Source organism: Bacillus sp. SJ-10, from assembly GCF_002843505.1.
GTDB classification, from domain to species: Bacteria; Bacillota; Bacilli; order Bacillales; family Bacillaceae; genus Bacillus; species Bacillus velezensis.
On sequence record NZ_CP025258.1, the window covers coordinates 565,001 to 583,082 of the forward strand.

The window sequence follows — 18,082 nt, forward strand, 5'->3', positions numbered from 1 at the left end:
AGTTCCCCAGTTTCCAATGACCCTCCCCGGTTGAGCCGGGGGCTTTCACATCAGACTTAAGAAACCGCCTGCGAGCCCTTTACGCCCAATAATTCCGGACAACGCTTGCCACCTACGTATTACCGCGGCTGCTGGCACGTAGTTAGCCGTGGCTTTCTGGTTAGGTACCGTCAAGGTGCCGCCCTATTTGAACGGCACTTGTTCTTCCCTAACAACAGAGCTTTACGATCCGAAAACCTTCATCACTCACGCGGCGTTGCTCCGTCAGACTTTCGTCCATTGCGGAAGATTCCCTACTGCTGCCTCCCGTAGGAGTCTGGGCCGTGTCTCAGTCCCAGTGTGGCCGATCACCCTCTCAGGTCGGCTACGCATCGTTGCCTTGGTGAGCCGTTACCTCACCAACTAGCTAATGCGCCGCGGGTCCATCTGTAAGTGGTAGCCGAAGCCACCTTTTATGTCTGAACCATGCGGTTCAAACAACCATCCGGTATTAGCCCCGGTTTCCCGGAGTTATCCCAGTCTTACAGGCAGGTTACCCACGTGTTACTCACCCGTCCGCCGCTAACATCAGGGAGCAAGCTCCCATCTGTCCGCTCGACTTGCATGTATTAGGCACGCCGCCAGCGTTCGTCCTGAGCCAGGATCAAACTCTCCGATAAAGTAGTTTGACTGACTACGCACATCACTGTGCGATTTATTTAAAACTTTGAATTAACAGGTACGTTTTGTCTTGTTTAGTTTTCAAAGATCATTTTGTCTTTCGTTCAAGCGACTTTATTATTATATCTTATCAATCTCTTGAAGTCAACAACTTTTTGAATTTCTTTTTTTCGTCAGCGCCTTGTTTAGCGGCAACGAATAATAATATACCACCTCACAAATAATAGTGCAATAGTTTTTTAAAAGAAAATCAAAAAAGTTTTACGAGCGGCTTGTTTCTAAAAAAGCGCCGTACTGCGATAAGCAGAAACGGCGCCTGCCCTTTTATTAGCGTTGTCTCATTTGAGGGAATAATAAAACGTCTCTGATAGACGGAGCATTTGTTAACAGCATGACAAGGCGGTCGATACCGATACCCAATCCCCCGGTCGGCGGCATGCCGTATTCAAGAGCTTCAACGAAGTCTTCATCCATCATATGCGCTTCATCGTTTCCTTCTTCTCTTTCTTTTAATTGCGCTTCAAAGCGTTCCCTCTGGTCAATAGGGTCATTCAGCTCCGTAAACGCATTAGCGTGCTCACGGCCGACGATAAACAGCTCAAAACGGTCTGTAAAGCGAGGGTCCTCCGGATTTTTCTTAGCAAGAGGAGAAATCTCTACAGGGTGGCCGTAAATAAATGTAGGCTGAATGAGTGTTTCTTCAATTTTTTGTTCGAAGAATTCATTGATGATATGACCCACCGTCATTGAGTTTGTGATCTCGATACCATGCTCTTTTGCATGACCGCGCGCTTCTTCAACAGTCATCTCATTCCAGAAATCTACGCCTGTCGCTTCTTTGACCGCATCTACCATGTGGAGTCGTTTCCATTCAGGTTTCAGATCAATCTGCTCTTCGCCGTACTGGATTGTGGTGCTTCCAAGCACTTCCTGCGCAATATGTGCAACGAGGTTTTCCGTAAGGCTCATAATATCTTTATAATCGGCGTACGCTTCATACAGCTCGATCATCGTGAATTCAGGGTTATGGCGTGTAGAAACACCTTCGTTACGGAACACACGGCCGATTTCGTAGACTTTTTCCAATCCGCCGACAATCAGGCGTTTCAGGTGCAGTTCAATCGCAATACGCATATAAAGAGGCATATCGAGCGCGTTATGGTGCGTGATGAACGGGCGTGCAGACGCTCCTCCCGGTATGCTGTGCATCGTAGGTGTTTCAACTTCTAAGTATCCATGGTCATCTAAGTATCTTCTCATCGCTTGGATGATTTTGCTGCGTGTGATAAACGTTTGTTTGCTGTCAGGGTTTACGATGAGATCGAGATAGCGCTGGCGGTAACGCTGTTCAACATCTTTTAACCCATGATATTTATCAGGAAGAGGACGCAGTGCTTTTGTCAGCAGTTCAAAAGATGTCGCTTTGACAGAAAGCTCGCCTACGTTTGTTTTGAAAACTTTCCCCGTGATGCCGATAACGTCTCCGAGGTCTGAAGATTTAAAGATTTCATATTGTTCTTCGCCGACACTGTCTTTTCTTACGTAAATTTGAATTTGACCTTCTAAGTCCTGCAGATGCGCAAAGCCGGCTTTCCCTTTTCCGCGCTTTGTCATCATACGGCCTGCAATGGTCACTTCGATCGCTTTTTCTTCCAGTTCTTCTTTAGAAAGCTCCTGGTAGGCGTCAATGATCTGTTGAGATTGATGCGTTCTCTCGAAACGTTCGCCGAAAGGGTCAATGCCGTTTTCTCTCAGCTGGTTCATTTTATCTCGTCTGACTTGCAGCTGGTCGTTCAATTCCTCATGATTTTGCTCTTCTTGACTCATTGGTATCACTCCGTTACATTTTGATTTCACGAAAAAGCAGAAAAACTGCCAGCGGTAAGCTGGCAGTGAGCAGCAATAGAGGGTGTATATTAACCTACTTTTGCATCTTGAAGCTCTTTTGCCTCTGCTTCGGCGGTAAATGCATCTAAAAGCTGCACAACTTCTTCACGCGTCTCACATTGGTTGATTTCGTTGCGTACATTCGCATTGCCTCTGACACCTTTCAGGTACCAGGCAGCGTGTTTTCTCATTTCTCTGACTGCCACATTTTCGCCTTTTAACTTAATCAGGCGGTCTAAGTGCAGTTTGCATACCGACATTTTTTCACGGACTTTCGGTTCGTCTTTTAACTCACCGGTTTCAAGGTAGTGCACCGTACGGTAAATCATCCACGGGTTGCCGAGTGCGGCCCGGCCGATCATGACGCCGTCAACTCCTGTTTCCTCAAGCATACGTTTCGCGTCCTGAGGCGTTTTGACATCACCGTTTCCGATGACGGGAATGGAGACGGATTGCTTCACTTCTTTAATGATATCCCAGTTCGCAGTGCCTTCATACATTTGCACTCTTGTGCGGCCGTGCAGGGCAACGGCTTTTCCGCCGGCACGTTCAACGGCTTGGGCATTTTTCACCGCATAGATGTGCTCTTCATCCCAACCCATTCTCATCTTCACTGTAACCGGCTTATCAACAGCATCTACTACTGCGGATACCATTTCATAAATCTTATCAGGATCGAGAAGCCATTTGGCGCCCGCATCACATTTTGTAATCTTGGGTACGGGACATCCCATGTTAATATCAATAATATCAGCAGTCGTGTTTTGATCTACAAACTTCGCCGCTTCCACAAGAGTTTCCTTTTTCCCTCCAAAAATCTGAAGGCTGAGCGGTTTTTCACGTTCATCAATGTAAAGCATCCCCATTGTTCTGGCGTTGTTGTAAAGAATCGCTTTGTCACTGACCATTTCAGCGCATACCAATCCGGCTCCGAATTCCTTTACAGTCAATCTGAACGCTGAGTTGCAGACACCGGCCATAGGGGCAAGCACAACCCGGTTTTTCAATTGAATATCACCGATTTTAAACATTTTTCCCCTCCTTTCATTTGTCTATTTTTCAGGCGGGGCCAATTCGTCCGCACTTATATTTAAAACATCTGCCGCATCTTGAATGATGGCATCTGACGGCAATCGGTTTCCGCGTTCAATTTCACCGACAATAGAAACTGATATACCTAATGCTTTTGCAAATCCTTCTTGAGTATAACCTTTCAGCTTTCTGAATGCACGAATTCGCCTACCCCAGATTTCTGCTTCCATACTCTTACACCTTCTTGGTTTGTTTCAGCGCTTATCGTGATATGATCCGCCTGCGGACATATTTCTTTTAACGGCGCAAGGACAAATAAGCGCTCATACATTCTCGGATGCGGAACAATCAGCCGCTCTGTTTCAATATTTTCACGATTATACAGCAAAATGTCAAGGTCTGCCGTCCGCGGTCCCCAGCGAATCTCTCTCGTTCTGCCTAATTCAGCTTCAATGCTCTGCGTTACATCAAGAAGTTCAAAAGGAGATAACGACGTTTTCACTTCAACCGCCATATTGAGAAACTGATCTTGATCCTCATAGCCGACGGGATCTGTTTCATATATGGAGGACACCTTTGACACCGTCAAACCATGATGCCGGCTGAGCATGGCCACTGCCTGGCGCAAATAATGTTCACGGTCGCCCATATTGGAACCGAGGCCGATATATGCCGTATTGTTCATGATTTCTTTCTCGTCATTTCTATAGCTACTGATTTATAATGGCCGGGAATCGGCGGGTCAGGCTTAACAACCTTTACCGTACATTGCTGCACCGGCTCAAATTTCTCAAGGACGGTGTCTGCGATCCGTTCCGCAAGGGTCTCGACCAAATTAACGGGCTCGCCCTCAACGATGCCGCGGCAGACACTGTACAATTCCGCATAGTTAATGGTATAAGAAAGGTCATCCGTTTGCCCCGCTTTGCTCAAATCCAGTTCGGCAGTCAGGTCTACTTTGAAGCGCTGGCCGAGTTTGTTTTCTTCTTCGAACACGCCGTGATATCCGTAAAACTCCATACCTTCCACATATACTTTATCCATAATGTGCGCCTCCTTTGTTCAACATAGCATCCATCATCTTAGTCATTCTTGCGATCTCTTTGACATCGTGCACCCTCACAATGTCGCAGCCTTTCTGGACGCCAAGGCATACTGTCGCTCCCGTTCCCTCGGCACGTTCTTCAGGGGGAAGGTCAAGTACACGGCCGATGAACCTTTTTCTCGATGTCGCCAGGAGCAGCGGATAACCTAACCCGCTGAACACCTCCAGCTTGTTCATGACAGCCAGATTGTCCTCATAGTTTTTCGCAAAGCCGATCCCCGGATCCAGAATCATGTTTTCATCTGTGACGCCGGCTTCTGCGGCAATTTTCACGCTTTCCATCAGGTCTGCAAGCATATCAGGAATAAGATCGTTGTAGTTTCTTTCCATGCGATTATGCATTAAGATAATCGGAACCCCGTGTGCGGCGGCTACTGACGCCATGTCAGGATCACCTTTCGCCCCCCAGATGTCATTAAGGATAGAGGCTCCCGCTTTGACCGCTTCGTCTGCCACGGACGCTTTGTACGTATCGATTGAAAGCGGAATGTCCAGCTCGCTTGTGATCCGTTCTATGACGGGGATGACTCGTGACATTTCCTCATCAGCCGACACGAGTGATGCGCCGGGTCTTGTCGATTCACCGCCGATATCTATGATATGCGCCCCTTCTTCAGCCATCTTCACCGCACGCAGAAGCGCCCTTTCCGTACTGTCGTATTTGCCGCCGTCAGAGAAGGAGTCTGGCGTTACATTTAATATCCCCATAACGAGCGTCTTCTCTTTATAGGACAGAGCGCCTTTTTTTGTATGAATCAGTTTAGGCTGTTCAATTGTTTGCTGCGCCATTTTGTTCCTCCTCCTGTACATTCATTTTGTTTATTTCATGCTGATACTGCTTACGGAGCAATTGCACCGTTTTTCCGCTCATTCCTGGCAGCGGAACTTCCTCTATTTTAGAAAACGGGATGATTTCAAGCACGGAGTTTGTCATCCATGCTTCATCCGCTTCAAGCATTGATTGAAAACGGAATCGGCCTTCGGTGACTTCTGTCCCCTGCCGTTTCAATTCATCAATGACAAACTGTCTCGTTACGCCGTCGAGAATTCCCGTATCCAAAGATGGCGTAAAGACCTTGTCTCCTTTTCGCCAAAACACGTTGGAGACAATGCCTTCCGCGACATCTCCTTCTCCGGTCAGGAAAATGCCTTCAAGATTGGGATCATTCCCGATCTCCCGTTTAGCATACATGTTGTTTAAATAGTGATGGGATTTTAACCGAAAAGATCCTTCAGGCGTGTTTCTCCGGACAGAGAGAAGCCTGCCTTCTTTTTGAACAGGCAGAGTTTCCGGATTGAGCCGGTTGACGAAACAAAGGACGGTCGGCTTTTCATAAGTCTGCGCGGCAAATCCCTTATCGCTGACGCCTGCCGAGATGTTAAGCCGGACACGCGCGCTGCCGTCCTTGATGTCATTGAGGAGCAACAGTCTCAGAAGCATATCAAGCAGCTCCTGTTTGTTCACCTCATATGCAATCTGCAGATCCCGAAGCGCCCTGTTGAGCCTGGCGACATGCGCATCCGGCAGAAACGGCCGGCCGCTGTAAAGCCTGAACGTCTCGAACGCGCCGATCCCGTACAGATAACCATGGTCAAAAGGAGAAAGCGCCGCTTCTTTCTCCTCTATATATTGACCATTCAAATATATAATCACACCGTTACTTCCTTTTTGCGGTGTGTCTCTATAAAGTTTCTGAGCATCTCTTTGCCGAAGGAGGTCATGATGGATTCCGGATGGAACTGAACACCTTCAACAGGCAGCTCATTATGGCGGATTGCCATAATTTCTCCTTCTTTGGTTTGAGCGGATACCGTAAAACAATCCGGCAGCGTGTCCGCTTTGACAATAAGTGAATGGTACCGGGTGGCGACCAGCGGATTTTGCAGGCCTTTAAAAATCGTCTGTCCGTCATGCATAACTTCTGACGTTTTGCCGTGCATGAGCCGCTCTGCTCTGACGACATCGCCGCCGAATACTTGCGCAATCGACTGATGCCCGAGACATACGCCGAAAATAGGAATACTGCCGGCAAAATGTTTGATGGCTTCGAGGCTGATCCCCGCTTCATCAGGACTGCACGGCCCGGGTGAAATCATTAAGAAGTCCGGACCCAGCTCTTCAATCTGCTCAATCGTAATCTCGTCATTCCGTCTGACGATCAGTTCCTCCCCGAGCTCACCCAAATATTGAACCAAGTTGTACGTAAATGAATCATAATTGTCAATCATTAAAATCATCTCTGCTCACCTCGTCTGATTTTTTGTCTCTTCTTCGCTCAGCTCTAACGCCTTTTTCATCGCAAAAGCTTTTTTGAACGATTCCTTGTATTCATGCTTCGGAACCGAATCAATGACCACTCCTGCTCCGGACTGCATAAAAGCATGTCCGCCGGCTGCATAGATCGTCCGGATCACAATGTTAAACTGCAAATCTCCGTTGAATCCGAACCAGCCTATAGATCCAGTATAAAGCCCCCGTCTTGTCGGCTCAAGCTCTTCTATAATTTCCATCGTTCTCACTTTGGGCGCTCCCGTGATGGTGCCCCCCGGGAACACCGCATGAATAATGTCTGTCGCGTCATATCCGTCCTGCAGCTCTCCCTGTACGTTTGACACGATATGCATGACGTGGGAATACTTTTCGATCGCCATAAATTCGTTAACGCGCACGGAGCCGTAGCGCGATACGCGCCCGAGGTCATTGCGCTCAAGATCAACAAGCATGACGTGTTCCGCACGTTCTTTTTCATTGTGAATTAATTCGTCAGCCAAAGCCTTGTCTTCAGCATCGTCTTTTCCTCTTGAACGCGTACCCGCGATCGGTCTCGTTTCAAGCTTCTTCCCCTTCTTTGTCACCAATAGCTCCGGCGACCCGCATATCACTTGAAACCCCGGTGTCTCGAGATAGGCCATGTAAGGAGACGGATTGACGTTTCTCAAGTGTTTATACACCTCATACGGATGAACGGATAAGGACTGAGACTGCCTGATGGACAAATTAACCTGGAACACATCGCCGCTCGCGATATATTGTTTAATTTGTTCTACAGCCTGCGAAAATCCTTCTTCAGTGAACGGAGCGGCGTACGATCCGTCCCCATTCCGATCCAGCGGTGAAAAAGGCTCGTCCGCCGTTTGGAGGGAACACCACATGTCCTCTAAGCCGGACAGCTTTTCTTCCGCAAGATCCGCTTCTTCCGCTTCAGTATGGGTAATGAGCCATAACGCCTCATCCTCATGGTCATAAACGGCCACATCATCAAAAACAAGAAAGTAAATATCAGGTGTTTCCAGATCATCTAACGACAGCATCTTAAAATTCTCAATATATCGGGCGTAGTCGTAACTGATAAAACCAATCGCACCGCCCTGAAAGTCCGGAAACTCAACGTTTGTTTCCGTTCCGAGCGTTCCAAACCATTCATGAAAGGCCCGCAGCGGGTCACCTTCTTTAAACAGTGTTTCCCCCTCATGCTTGATCGTTGTAATTCCGTCTTTCCCTCTGACGGACGCAATCGGATCTAGACCGGCTATACTGAATCTTCCCCCTCTCGCGCTTTCGAGCAGAACATGCCGTTTTCTCGATTTCGAAAGGTTTTCATATCGCTGTAAAAATGCTTGTTTCGTAAAAGGTATTTTTCTTCCTGCCGGTCTGCGTTGTGCCATCATATCAATCCTCTGCTTCGTTTTACTGTAGTTTTATTTTAAAGCAATCACACTGGTGAAAAAAGTGAATTTCACTTCCAACCATAAAATTCGAAACGTTTTTTGGATTTTCGATGCTTCAGCACAAAAAAACTCCCGGATACAGCCGGGAGCCGTGTGTATGTCTCTATTCAAACTGATAAAGCGGTGTGCTTAAGTAACGTTCTCCGTTACTAGGGATGATCGCAAGCACTTTCTTGCCTTTCCCCAGTTTTTTCGCGATTTCCAGTGCCGCGTAAATGGCCGCTCCGGAAGAAATGCCGCCGAGAATCCCTTCTTCTTTTGCCGTTTTACGGGCATATTCAAATGCATCCTCGTTTTTGACGGGAATGATCTGATCATAGATGTCCGTATTCAATGTTTCAGGGACAAATCCCGCTCCGATACCCTGAATTTTATGCGGGCCCGGTTTTCCGCCGGAAAGAACTGGAGAATCCGCCGGCTCTACCGCATAGATTTTGATGGATGGATATGCTTCTTTCAGCACTTCGCCCGCTCCCGTGATGGTTCCGCCGGTACCGATTCCGGCCACGAACGCATCAAGCTGGTCGTCACCAAACTGTTCTACGATTTCTTTCCCCGTCGTTTGGCGGTGAATTTCCGGGTTTGCCGCATTGTTGAATTGCTGAGGCACAAAGTATCCGTGTTCCTCCGCAAGTTCTTCCGCCTTTTTAATGGCGCCCTTCATTCCTTCTGCGCCGGGAGTCAGCACAAGCTCCGCTCCGTATGCGCGCAGCAGATTGCGTCGTTCCATACTCATTGTATCAGGCATAACGAGAATGGCTCTGAGACCTTTAGCCGCTGCCACCATTGCAAGACCGATCCCTGTATTTCCGCTTGTCGGTTCAATGATTGTGTCGCCGGCTTTTAATTTTCCTTCTTTTTCAGCCGCTTCAATCATCGCCACTCCGATCCGGTCTTTTACGCTGCTGCCCGGATTCATGTATTCAAGCTTCAGATATACATCTGCACTGTTTTCATCCGTCAGGCGATTCAATTTCACAATAGGAGTATTTCCGATTAGTTCAGTAATAGAATTTGCAATACGCACCATGTTGGACACCTCAATTTCCGACTAAATTTATTGGTATTATAAATATAAGTTATCAATTTCAAAATTTTTTGTCAATCATTTAGTTCTTTTTTCCCCGTAGAACCAAGAGACCCCCGCCTCTTTCCACAGCGTTTTGACTGTCGCCTTGTCACCTAATTGATCCATCGCGATCTGGCGTCTGATTTGGCTCTTCACTTCATTGTATGAGAAAGTCCTCGCTTTAAGCTTTTCTTTCAGCTGAATGACGGCGTATCTTGAGGAAACTTTAATCGGTTCAGCGGACCATTCATCTTCTTTAAGATTTTTAGCTTCTGTGATATATGCCTGCGGGATATTTTCCTGGTTTTCTGTCACAAAGCCAAGGTCTCCGCCATACTGAGACGTGTATCTGTCCGTGGAACGCTCAGCGGCGACTGCTTCAAAGCTGGAACCGCCTTTCAAATCAGCAAGCACCCTGTCCGCCTCTTCTTTGTTTTTGACGACGATGTGCCGGATTCTGTAGGAATCATCGAAATGGTATAATTCTTTATTTTTATTATAAAATGATTGCATTTCCTTATCCGATATATCGATGTCCTTCGTCAGCAGTTCTTCAAGAAGAATGTTGTAGCGGATCTGGTCTTTCCATTCTTTTTCGGTAATATGGCTGTCTTCATAAAATGAATTATTCACCGCTTTGATTAAAAGAAACTCCCGCTCCAATTCGCTGTTTGAAACTGTGAGTTTATTCTTTTTCGCAAGCTCTTCCACTACTTGTGCATTAATCATGTCTTCCAGAGTTGATTTTCCGTACTGGTCTTCCATCTTTTTCATCCAGTCTTGCCGTGTGATATGTTTATCACCGATTGTCGCGATGGATTCTTCAGATGACCCCGCGGCTTGGGATTTTGTTAACTTATACGCCACTGTCACACTGCATACTAACAGCGCCGCTACAATAATCGTCAAAAGTGTTCTCGATTTCAAAATCTACCCCATCCCTTTTATAAAATAGAACAACCCGCTAAAGAGCTAGCGGGTTGTTTCGTCACGAAGCTCTTCCAGTTCTTCTTTTGTAAATAAATATTTCTCATTACAAAAATGGCAAACCGCTTCGGCTTTTCCGTCTTCTTCTATCATATCTTGTATTTCTTTTTTGCCTAGTCCTAAAATGGCCGTTTCGAATCGATCTTTTGAACAAGAACAGTGAAATTTGACCGGCATTGTTTCGAGAACGTCCGGTTTTTGACCCAGAACTTCTTCTAAGATTTCTTCCGGTGTCAGGCCTTTTTGAATCAATTTTGAAATCGGTTCGATTTGAGATAATTGCTTCTCAATTGTTGAAATGGTTTCTTCATCAGTCCCCGGAAGAAGCTGAATGATGAACCCGCCCGCAGCGAGAATCGTGTTATCAGGATTTACCAGAACACCTACGCCGACAGATGAAGGGACTTGTTCAGAAGAAACAAGGTAATACGTGAAGTCGTCACCGAGTTCACCCGAGACAATCTCTACTTGTCCCGTAAAATAATCACGCAAGCCCAAATCTTTTACGACACTGAGTGTTCCGTCAGTTCCGACCGCCCGTCTGACATCCAGTTTCCCTTGTTCATTGAGGTCAAAATGAACGTGCGGGTTTGATACGTATGCTCTTACCTCACCCTTTGCGTTCGCATCTGCGACAATGGCTCCGATCGGGCCGCCGCCTTCTATTTTGACTGTCAGCTTATCTTCACCCTTAAGCATCGCTCCGAGCATCAGAGAAGCTGTCATCGTCCGGCCGATTGCGGCTGATGCCGTCGGCCACGTGTCATGCCTTCTTTGCGCTTCATTAACCATATCTGTCGTTCTGGCTGCATAAGCCCGCACTTTACCGTCATATGCAATTGCTTTAATTAAATAATCCATCGTTTACCTCCTATACGTGACCCACACGATTTCGCTCATAAATGATTTCCAGCCCTTTCAGAGTGAGAAACGGGTCAACAATATCAATACAGTCTGATTCGTTTGCGATTAATGACGCAAGCCCGCCTGTCGCAATGACTTTCGGTTCCTGTGTTGCCTGCCATTTCATCCGCTTCACTATACCTTCAACTTGTCCGACATAGCCGAAAAGGATGCCGGACTGCATGGCGCTTACCGTGTTTTTGCCGATGATATTGTCCGGACGGGCAATTTCAATTCTCGGAAGCTTCGCCGCACGTGAGTACAGCGCTTCCGTCGAAATCGTAATGCCGGGAGCAATCGCGCCGCCCATGTATTGTTTGTTTTCATCAATGTAGCAATACGTCGTCGCCGTTCCGAAATCAACAACAATTAAGGGGCCGCCATACTGCTGGATCGCCGCAACGGCATTGACGATCCTGTCAGCTCCCACTTCTTTCGGATTGTCATACTTTATATTTAAACCTGTTTTCATTCCCGGGCCGACAACTTGCGGCTCGATGTGAAAGTATTTTGTGCACATTCTTTCTAAAGAGAACATAATCGGCGGCACCACGGATGAGATGATAATCCCTTCAATCTGTTCAAACATGAGTCCGGAATGTTCAAATAAGGAGCGGAGCAGCATGCCGAATTCGTCTTCTGTTTTGTGCCTGCTCGTTTCTATGCGCCAATGATATTCTAATTCCCCATCATGATATACACCAATCACGGTGTTGGTGTTCCCCACATCTATAACCAGTAACAACCTCTATCACCACTTTTGAATAGTTTCTAATCATAACATTTTCAACATTCTACAATACCATACACGATCTGCGGCTCTTTTGTAAACAAAACGGAACCAGTAAAAAAACCGCCGGTATACGCCGGCGGTTTTCATATCAGAAAGCGAACTATTCTTTCGGCTCGTCTTTCTTTTCGTCTTCTGTTTTAGACAGGATGTTTACTTTCACATCGTCTTTTTGAAGATGGTCATCTGAGAAATTGCGCTCAGGGAGTTTTCCGTGATCCACGAGATGCTTGATTTGTTCCGCATCTAATGTTTCCACATCAAGCAATGTCTGAGCAATCAATTCAAGCTTATCGCGATTTTCAGTCAGGATGGTTTTCGCACGCTCATAACATTCTTTAATGATGCGCTGAATTTCCTGATCGATTTCGTAAGCGATCTGATCACTGTAGTTTTGCTCGTTGTTGAAATCCCGGCCCAGGAATACTTGACCGCCTTGAGATTGACCGAACTGAAGCGGTCCGAGTTTTTCTGACATACCGAACTCTGTCACCATTCTTCTGGCAATGTTCGTTGCCCGCTGGAAGTCATTGTGAGCGCCCGTGCTGACTTCGCCGAAGATAATTTCCTCGGCAACGCGTCCGCCCAGAAGACCGACAATTTTATCGAGAAGTTCAGGTTTTGTCTGGAAGTAACGGTCTTCTCTCGGAAGCATGACCGCGTATCCGCCCGCCTGCCCCCTCGGAACGATCGTTACTTTATGAACCATATCGGCTTCATCCAGCACAAGTCCGATAACGGTGTGACCGCCCTCGTGGTACGCCACGATATTGCGTTCTTTTTTCGATATGACGCGGCTCTTCTTCGCAGGGCCCGCAATGACACGGTCCGTCGCTTCATCAATGTCGCGCATATCAATTTTCTTCTTGTTTTGACGGGCAGCAACAAGTGCCGCTTCGTTAAGAAGGTTTTCTAAATCGGCGCCTGAGAAACCGGGTGTTCTTGAAGCGATCGCTTTTAAGTTCACCGTTTCATCAAGCGGTTTGTTTCTCGCATGGACCTGTAATACGGCTTCACGGCCGATGACATCCGGACGGTCTACCGTAATCTGACGGTCAAAACGTCCCGGACGAAGCAATGCAGGGTCGAGAATGTCCGCACGGTTTGTCGCAGCGATAATAATGATTCCTTCATTCGCACTGAAACCGTCCATCTCTACAAGCAGCTGGTTCAGCGTCTGTTCGCGTTCATCATGCCCGCCGCCAAGACCTGCGCCGCGCTGACGTCCCACCGCGTCGATCTCATCAATGAAGATCAGACAAGGCGCATTCTTTTTCGCATTTTCGAATAAATCACGCACACGGGAAGCACCGACACCGACAAACATTTCAACGAAGTCAGATCCGCTGATGCTGAAGAAAGGAACGCCCGCTTCACCGGCTGAGGCTCTCGCAAGCAGCGTCTTACCGGTTCCCGGAGGTCCGACCAACAGCACGCCTTTAGGGATTCTGGCGCCAAGCTCGGCGAATTTGCGAGGATCTTTCAGAAACTCAACAACCTCAACGAGCTCCTGCTTCTCCTCATCCGCGCCGGCTACATCTTTAAACTTCACGCGTTTCTTTTCTTCCGTATACAGCTTCGCTTTGCTCTTTCCGAAGTTCATGACACGGCTGCCGCCGCCCTGAGCCTGATTGAGCAGGAAGAAAAACAGAATAAAGATGATGACAAACGGAATGATCGTCGTTAAGAACGTCACCCACCCGCTTGTTTCCTGTGCGGGATCAACTTTTACGTCCGTCTTTTTAATTGCATCAAATATCTGGTCTGCTCCTTTTCCTTCAGGAACATGTGTTAAAAAGTACTGGTCTTTGTCGTATTTTTTCAGCTGTCCTTTTACCTCATAAACACCTCTGACAGGCTGAACCGATACGCTATCAACTTTCCCCTCATCGAGGTTCTTGATAAACGTACTGTACGACATATTTTCTGTTTTCGGGTTTGAAGTCTGGAAGTAACTCACAACCCCGATTACTACTAATAAAATAAGTAAATAAAAAATGGTATTACGGAAGACCCGATTCATTCCTTACCTCCTCCCACAGTAAGCACAACTATGTTCAATAGTACCATAGAAAATCATTCCAATACAACCGATAACCATCTCGGAAGCAGGCAGCCGATCAGCTTTCATAAATCGCCGGTTTTAATACTCCGATGTAAGGCAGATTGCGATAGCGTTCGGCATAATCAAGTCCGTAACCCACAACAAACGCGTCAGGAACTTCAAAGCCTACGAAGTCTGCTTTAATGTCCGCTTTTCTTCCGCTTGGTTTATCCAACAGGGTAACAATCTTAATTGATTTCGCTTTACGATATCGGAAGAGTTCTACGAGATAGCTCAAGGTTAACCCACTGTCGATAATATCTTCAATGATTAAGATGTCCCGGCCTTCTACAGATGTATCCAAATCTTTGATGATTTTGACTTCTCCGGAAGAAACCGTGGAATTTCCGTAGCTTGATACATCCATGAAGTCCATTTCCAAATATGTATCAATATGCTTTATAAGATCAGCCATAAAAGGAAGCGCTCCCTTTAACACACCGATTGCCAACGGAAACGTGTCGCTGTACTCGCTTGTTAATTGTTCTCCAAGCTGTTTTACTTTCTGCTGGATCTCATCTTCTGAGATCAGCACTTTTTCGATATCCTGTTTCATGTTAATGCTTGCCCCCTACACTTTTCATGCTGTCTATATTGTAATACAATGCGGTCACTGTTTGAAATCACAAGATCGTCAAAGATGGATTTTTTCAAGCCAGGCAGCCAGATAATTTCACCGCTCGCATCCGTTACAATCGGCCATTCGTCCCGATCCCGCAGAGGCAGTTTATGATCAATAAATATATCTTTCACCTTTTTCGAGCCATTCATCCCTTTAAGTTTGATCCGATCGCCGATTTTTCTCGTCCGGATTGTTAAAGGAAATTGCACCTTATTTCTGCTTGTCATAAAAACAGCATTCCCATTTTTGATATGAGGGTCAGCCTGATCGGCCACCTCTATCATAAAGCCGTTGGGGAGAACAGCAGTCTCGCCTTCCGCTCCTTGCAGCTGCAGCTCAAAGGGAACCTTTTCACATTGCCATTGTTCAAATGTAAACAAACATGTCTGATATGATTTGACCACCTTCAGCCCTTTCGGAAAATCAAGCACTCCCGAGGCGCTTCCATTTTCCGCCCATTCGAGAAACTGCTGTATGTGGCGGGCGGAAAACGACGATGGAACGTTTTCATAAAGATAGTTTAATATTAGTTGAACTCCTCTTCTTTGTAAAGGTATCGGAAGGGCAAGCAATTGAGAGGAATTGACTTCAACAGATGTGTCAGACTTGCTTGTAATAACCTTATTCATTCGTTCTTTCGTTAATGACTGCAGGTATTGTTCGTCTTCTGTCAGTGCTTCACTCACCTTTTGAAACATTTTATGAACGTCAGGTGATTCTTGTTTTAAAAAAGGAAGCACGGTCTTTCTGAATCTGTTTCTTGTATAATCGTCTTTTGCATTGCTCTCATCCGTTCTGTAGCTGAGCCCTTCTTGACAGCAGTATTCAAGGATTTCATCCTTTGCCGTATAGAGGAAAGGCCTAATCAGCCAGCCGGATGCAAATTCGCGGACGGGCTGCATTCCCGCAAGCCCTGCCCCGAGCGTACCTTTCGCAAGCCTCATGAGCATTGTCTCAACCTGGTCATCGCCGTGATGAGCCAGCGCCAAAAACTTCGCTTGGTGTTTTGTCATCAGATCTTCGAAAAACTGATATCTGCAATCACGCGCGGCAGCCTGCTTGTTCAGCTTATTCTTCTTTGCGTATGCAGAAACATCAATCTGTACCGTTTCGCAGAGGATGTGTTCAGCCTCGCAATATGACTGCACAAACTTCATATCTTCTTCAGATTCAGGACCCCTGAACTGATGGTCGACATGCGCCGCTATGATAACGGAGGAATGCCCGAAGTGCTTATTCAGCATACTGAGAAGCGCCATTGAATCAGGGCCTCCGGAGACCCCGGCAATAATCGTTTCTCCCTCCGCCTGAAGATGATATGTTTTGAAAAAATCTTCCACGCTTTTCACAATGTCCCCCTCACAATGAGCAGGTTTTTTAAAGATATACATATCCTATCACTTTCATTCCCTCCAAGCAAAGAAGAAGCATGAGCGCAGGCGTCCGGCCGGCACTAGATGAGAAAAAAGACGATGTAAGCGAAATAAAGGGCGAGAACGCTGATTAAAATAAGTGTTGTTTCAAACAAACCATTGTGCTTTGCGGGTTTTTGTTTAGGTTTATACCGCGTTTGAGATACAGTGCCCTGCCGCGGTTTTGAATGCGGCGGCTTAGGCTTGACGGCGGCTTTCCTTTTGCTCCCGGCGCTCTGCCCCGCCGTCAGGATGTCATGCTTCATGGCTTCCGCAGACGGATATTGGCCGTTTAAAGCAGAAAACAGAACCTTCTTATACTTATTCAGAAACGGATGGCCTTCAATGATAGAACGAAGCTGTTCTTTCGGCTGTCCTGACTTTTTGCACTCTTTCTTCTGGACACAGTGGATCATGATCATTGCGACAGCAAACAGGTCATAGGATGGTTCTGCTTTTCTTGTTCCATACCCCCAATAGCCCCTGTCGTAAAACTCCGTATACTCTTTAATCGCGCGGCCCTGTTTTGTCGTTCCCCCTACATCAATGCAGCGAATGGCAGCCGGTGGTCCGGTTACAATGAGATTGTCCGGTTTGAGGTCGCCAAAAACCCATCCTTGCTGATGAAGGACTGACAGGCTGGAAAGAAGCTGCACCATCAGCACCGGAATCCACTCCGCTCCCTTACTGCTGATATATTGCGGAAGAAGCGGCCCTTCTATGTACTCCATCACGTAAAAAGAGACATTTTTATTCAGCTGCGGTATAAACGCGTCGTCCGCATCAAAAAAAGAAGGCCCCATCGTTTGCGACCGGGCCTTTGAAAAGGATTTTAAGACATTCACTTCAGAGGTAACAGACATGCTGTCGCTGCTTATTTTCAAAGCGACCTGTCCGCCTGATGCTTCTGCCAAATATACAATACCGTTAGCCCCTTTTCCAAGCTGTTTGAGCAATCTGTAGGATTTGCCGTTCCATTTGCCCTGAATTGCCGTCCCCGGTGCCAGACTACATGCCAAACTCGTTAAAGCGTCGTTCATCATCTGCCAACATGCTCCTTCTTGAGCGGATTCTCTCAAACTGCTGCGTCGCTTCCCGGATAGCGGGGCCCGTAGGGGTGATACCGCCGGTCGACAGCTTCGCAAAGAGTGCAGAAAGGGATTCAAGCTTCGGCGTCCAATTCAGTACAAGCTCAACTTCCTGGCTTTTCCCGGGAAATATACACATTGCAAATTCATTTTGTCCGGCCCGGGAATTTAAACTGATGGAAAGATCGACCAGCGCTTCTTTCACCGTCGGCAGTTTCGGCGCCATACTCGCACTCGTATCAACCAGCACAAGCACTTGCAGATGAACCGTTTCGCCGAGTTCATCAACAACTTCCATCACTTCGCCGCGTTTTTCAGGAGAAAGCTCTTCCATTTCAACGTTTTTTCCTAAAATTTGTTTAAGCTCTTGATTGACGACGCCTTGCAGCGTCTGGGTCATTGCTTTTTTCGTCACCATTTGAACCGTCTGAGACAATTGTGACGCATACACAACTTGATGGACGCCGCCTCCGGCCATGGCGATGCCTTCAACTTCCTTCATTGCCTCTTGGTCAATCGCATTTTCTTCCATAATTCCTATAACATTCACCGTAATCCCCTGCTCCTTGGCGAAAGCCGCCATTGCGATCGGGTCTTCACCATGATTGGAGCAGCCATCTGTAATCAGCAGAACTTGATTTAAATGTCCCTTATTCACATACATTCCTCCCGGTGATACGATTAGTCCCATCTT

18 protein-coding genes and 1 rRNA gene (1 of these 19 only partly in view) are annotated in these 18,082 nt (G+C 46.9%); all 19 read right to left on the reverse strand.

What is annotated here, in order from left to right; genetic code table 11:
• A 16S ribosomal RNA gene (locus CXL14_RS02920) occupies positions 1 to 659 on the reverse strand; it reaches 891 nt to the left of the window's first position.
• A 328-nt stretch (positions 660 to 987) separates the two neighbouring features.
• Positions 988 to 2,487 (reverse strand): lysine--tRNA ligase, encoded by a 1,500-nt coding sequence (lysS, locus tag CXL14_RS02925; RefSeq protein ID WP_014416740.1) that lies wholly within the window; start codon positions 2,485 to 2,487, stop codon positions 988 to 990.
• An 89-nt stretch (positions 2,488 to 2,576) separates the two neighbouring features.
• Entirely contained in the window at positions 2,577 to 3,578 is a 1,002-nt protein-coding gene (gene dusB / locus CXL14_RS02930; protein WP_007409948.1) for a tRNA dihydrouridine synthase DusB, read from the reverse strand.
• A 21-nt stretch (positions 3,579 to 3,599) separates the two neighbouring features.
• On the reverse strand, positions 3,600 to 3,809 hold the full coding sequence (locus tag CXL14_RS02935; RefSeq protein WP_003150668.1) for a helix-turn-helix domain-containing protein: 210 nt from the start codon (positions 3,807 to 3,809) through the stop codon (positions 3,600 to 3,602).
• A complete protein-coding gene (gene folK, locus CXL14_RS02940; RefSeq protein ID WP_014416739.1) occupies positions 3,761 to 4,264 on the reverse strand; it encodes a 2-amino-4-hydroxy-6-hydroxymethyldihydropteridine diphosphokinase in 504 nt (167 codons plus the stop codon). The genes CXL14_RS02935 and folK overlap by 49 nt, the downstream gene beginning before the upstream one ends.
• Positions 4,261 to 4,623, reverse strand: coding sequence for a dihydroneopterin aldolase (gene folB, locus CXL14_RS02945; protein ID WP_014416738.1), 363 nt, complete (start codon positions 4,621 to 4,623; stop codon positions 4,261 to 4,263). Before folB ends, folK begins: the two co-directional genes overlap by 4 nt.
• On the reverse strand, positions 4,616 to 5,473 hold the full coding sequence (folP, locus tag CXL14_RS02950) for a dihydropteroate synthase (protein ID WP_014416737.1): 858 nt from the start codon (positions 5,471 to 5,473) through the stop codon (positions 4,616 to 4,618). Before folP ends, folB begins: the two co-directional genes overlap by 8 nt.
• Complete coding sequence (pabC, locus tag CXL14_RS02955) at positions 5,454 to 6,338, reverse strand: aminodeoxychorismate lyase (protein ID WP_014416736.1); 885 nt, start codon at positions 6,336 to 6,338, stop codon at positions 5,454 to 5,456. The genes folP and pabC overlap by 20 nt, the downstream gene beginning before the upstream one ends.
• A complete protein-coding gene (gene pabA / locus CXL14_RS02960) occupies positions 6,335 to 6,922 on the reverse strand; it encodes an aminodeoxychorismate/anthranilate synthase component II (RefSeq protein WP_007409944.1) in 588 nt (195 codons plus the stop codon). Before pabA ends, pabC begins: the two co-directional genes overlap by 4 nt.
• A 6-nt stretch (positions 6,923 to 6,928) precedes the next feature.
• Positions 6,929 to 8,350 carry an aminodeoxychorismate synthase, component I gene (pabB, locus tag CXL14_RS02965; RefSeq protein WP_014720621.1) on the reverse strand — a complete coding sequence of 474 codons (1,422 nt, stop codon included), beginning with the start codon at positions 8,348 to 8,350 and terminating at the stop codon, positions 6,929 to 6,931.
• A gap of 166 nt (positions 8,351 to 8,516) precedes the next feature.
• Positions 8,517 to 9,443: a cysteine synthase A gene (gene cysK / locus CXL14_RS02970; protein ID WP_007615206.1), complete on the reverse strand. Its 927-nt coding sequence runs from the start codon at positions 9,441 to 9,443 to the stop codon at positions 8,517 to 8,519.
• Positions 9,444 to 9,518: 75 nt separating this feature from the next.
• Complete coding sequence (locus tag CXL14_RS02975; RefSeq protein ID WP_014416734.1) at positions 9,519 to 10,409, reverse strand: peptidyl-prolyl cis-trans isomerase; 891 nt, start codon at positions 10,407 to 10,409, stop codon at positions 9,519 to 9,521.
• A 45-nt stretch (positions 10,410 to 10,454) separates the two neighbouring features.
• The gene (gene hslO, locus CXL14_RS02980; RefSeq protein ID WP_004264606.1) at positions 10,455 to 11,330 is read right to left on the reverse strand and encodes an Hsp33 family molecular chaperone HslO; all 876 of its coding nucleotides are present in this window, start codon (positions 11,328 to 11,330) and stop codon (positions 10,455 to 10,457) included.
• Between the two features lie 10 nt (positions 11,331 to 11,340).
• Positions 11,341 to 12,117: a type III pantothenate kinase gene (locus tag CXL14_RS02985; RefSeq protein WP_007409940.1), complete on the reverse strand. Its 777-nt coding sequence runs from the start codon at positions 12,115 to 12,117 to the stop codon at positions 11,341 to 11,343.
• 148 nt (positions 12,118 to 12,265) lie between these two features.
• On the reverse strand, positions 12,266 to 14,185 hold the full coding sequence (ftsH, locus tag CXL14_RS02990; protein ID WP_004264608.1) for an ATP-dependent zinc metalloprotease FtsH: 1,920 nt from the start codon (positions 14,183 to 14,185) through the stop codon (positions 12,266 to 12,268).
• A 97-nt stretch (positions 14,186 to 14,282) separates the two neighbouring features.
• Positions 14,283 to 14,822: a hypoxanthine phosphoribosyltransferase gene (gene hpt, locus CXL14_RS02995; protein ID WP_004264611.1), complete on the reverse strand. Its 540-nt coding sequence runs from the start codon at positions 14,820 to 14,822 to the stop codon at positions 14,283 to 14,285.
• Entirely contained in the window at positions 14,819 to 16,237 is a 1,419-nt protein-coding gene (gene tilS / locus CXL14_RS03000; RefSeq protein WP_101287931.1) for a tRNA lysidine(34) synthetase TilS, read from the reverse strand. The genes hpt and tilS overlap by 4 nt, the downstream gene beginning before the upstream one ends.
• A 104-nt stretch (positions 16,238 to 16,341) precedes the next feature.
• A complete protein-coding gene (locus tag CXL14_RS03005; RefSeq protein WP_101287651.1) occupies positions 16,342 to 17,343 on the reverse strand; it encodes a protein kinase domain-containing protein in 1,002 nt (333 codons plus the stop codon).
• A complete protein-coding gene (locus CXL14_RS03010) occupies positions 17,309 to 18,046 on the reverse strand; it encodes a vWA domain-containing protein (protein ID WP_101287653.1) in 738 nt (245 codons plus the stop codon). The genes CXL14_RS03005 and CXL14_RS03010 overlap by 35 nt, the downstream gene beginning before the upstream one ends.
• Positions 18,047 to 18,082 lie beyond the last annotated feature (36 nt).

Bases quoted from the DNA above. Each gene is read 5' to 3' on its own strand.
- lysS (WP_014416740.1), bottom strand. From the start codon at position 2,487: ATGAGTCAAGAAGAGCAAAATCATGAGGAATTGAACGACCAGCTGCAA.
- dusB (WP_007409948.1), bottom strand. From the start codon at position 3,578: ATGTTTAAAATCGGTGATATTCAATTGAAAAACCGGGTTGTGCTTGCC.
- CXL14_RS02935 (WP_003150668.1), bottom strand. From the start codon at position 3,809: ATGGAAGCAGAAATCTGGGGTAGGCGAATTCGTGCATTCAGAAAGCTG.
- folK (WP_014416739.1), bottom strand. From the start codon at position 4,264: ATGAACAATACGGCATATATCGGCCTCGGTTCCAATATGGGCGACCGT.
- folB (WP_014416738.1), bottom strand. From the start codon at position 4,623: ATGGATAAAGTATATGTGGAAGGTATGGAGTTTTACGGATATCACGGC.
- folP (WP_014416737.1), bottom strand. From the start codon at position 5,473: ATGGCGCAGCAAACAATTGAACAGCCTAAACTGATTCATACAAAAAAA.
- pabA (WP_007409944.1), bottom strand. From the start codon at position 6,922: ATGATTTTAATGATTGACAATTATGATTCATTTACGTACAACTTGGTT.
- pabB (WP_014720621.1), bottom strand. From the start codon at position 8,350: ATGGCACAACGCAGACCGGCAGGAAGAAAAATACCTTTTACGAAACAA.
- cysK (WP_007615206.1), bottom strand. From the start codon at position 9,443: ATGGTGCGTATTGCAAATTCTATTACTGAACTAATCGGAAATACTCCT.
- hslO (WP_004264606.1), bottom strand. From the start codon at position 11,330: ATGGATTATTTAATTAAAGCAATTGCATATGACGGTAAAGTGCGGGCT.
- ftsH (WP_004264608.1), bottom strand. From the start codon at position 14,185: ATGAATCGGGTCTTCCGTAATACCATTTTTTATTTACTTATTTTATTA.
- hpt (WP_004264611.1), bottom strand. From the start codon at position 14,822: ATGAAACAGGATATCGAAAAAGTGCTGATCTCAGAAGATGAGATCCAG.
- CXL14_RS03005 (WP_101287651.1), bottom strand. From the start codon at position 17,343: ATGATGAACGACGCTTTAACGAGTTTGGCATGTAGTCTGGCACCGGGG.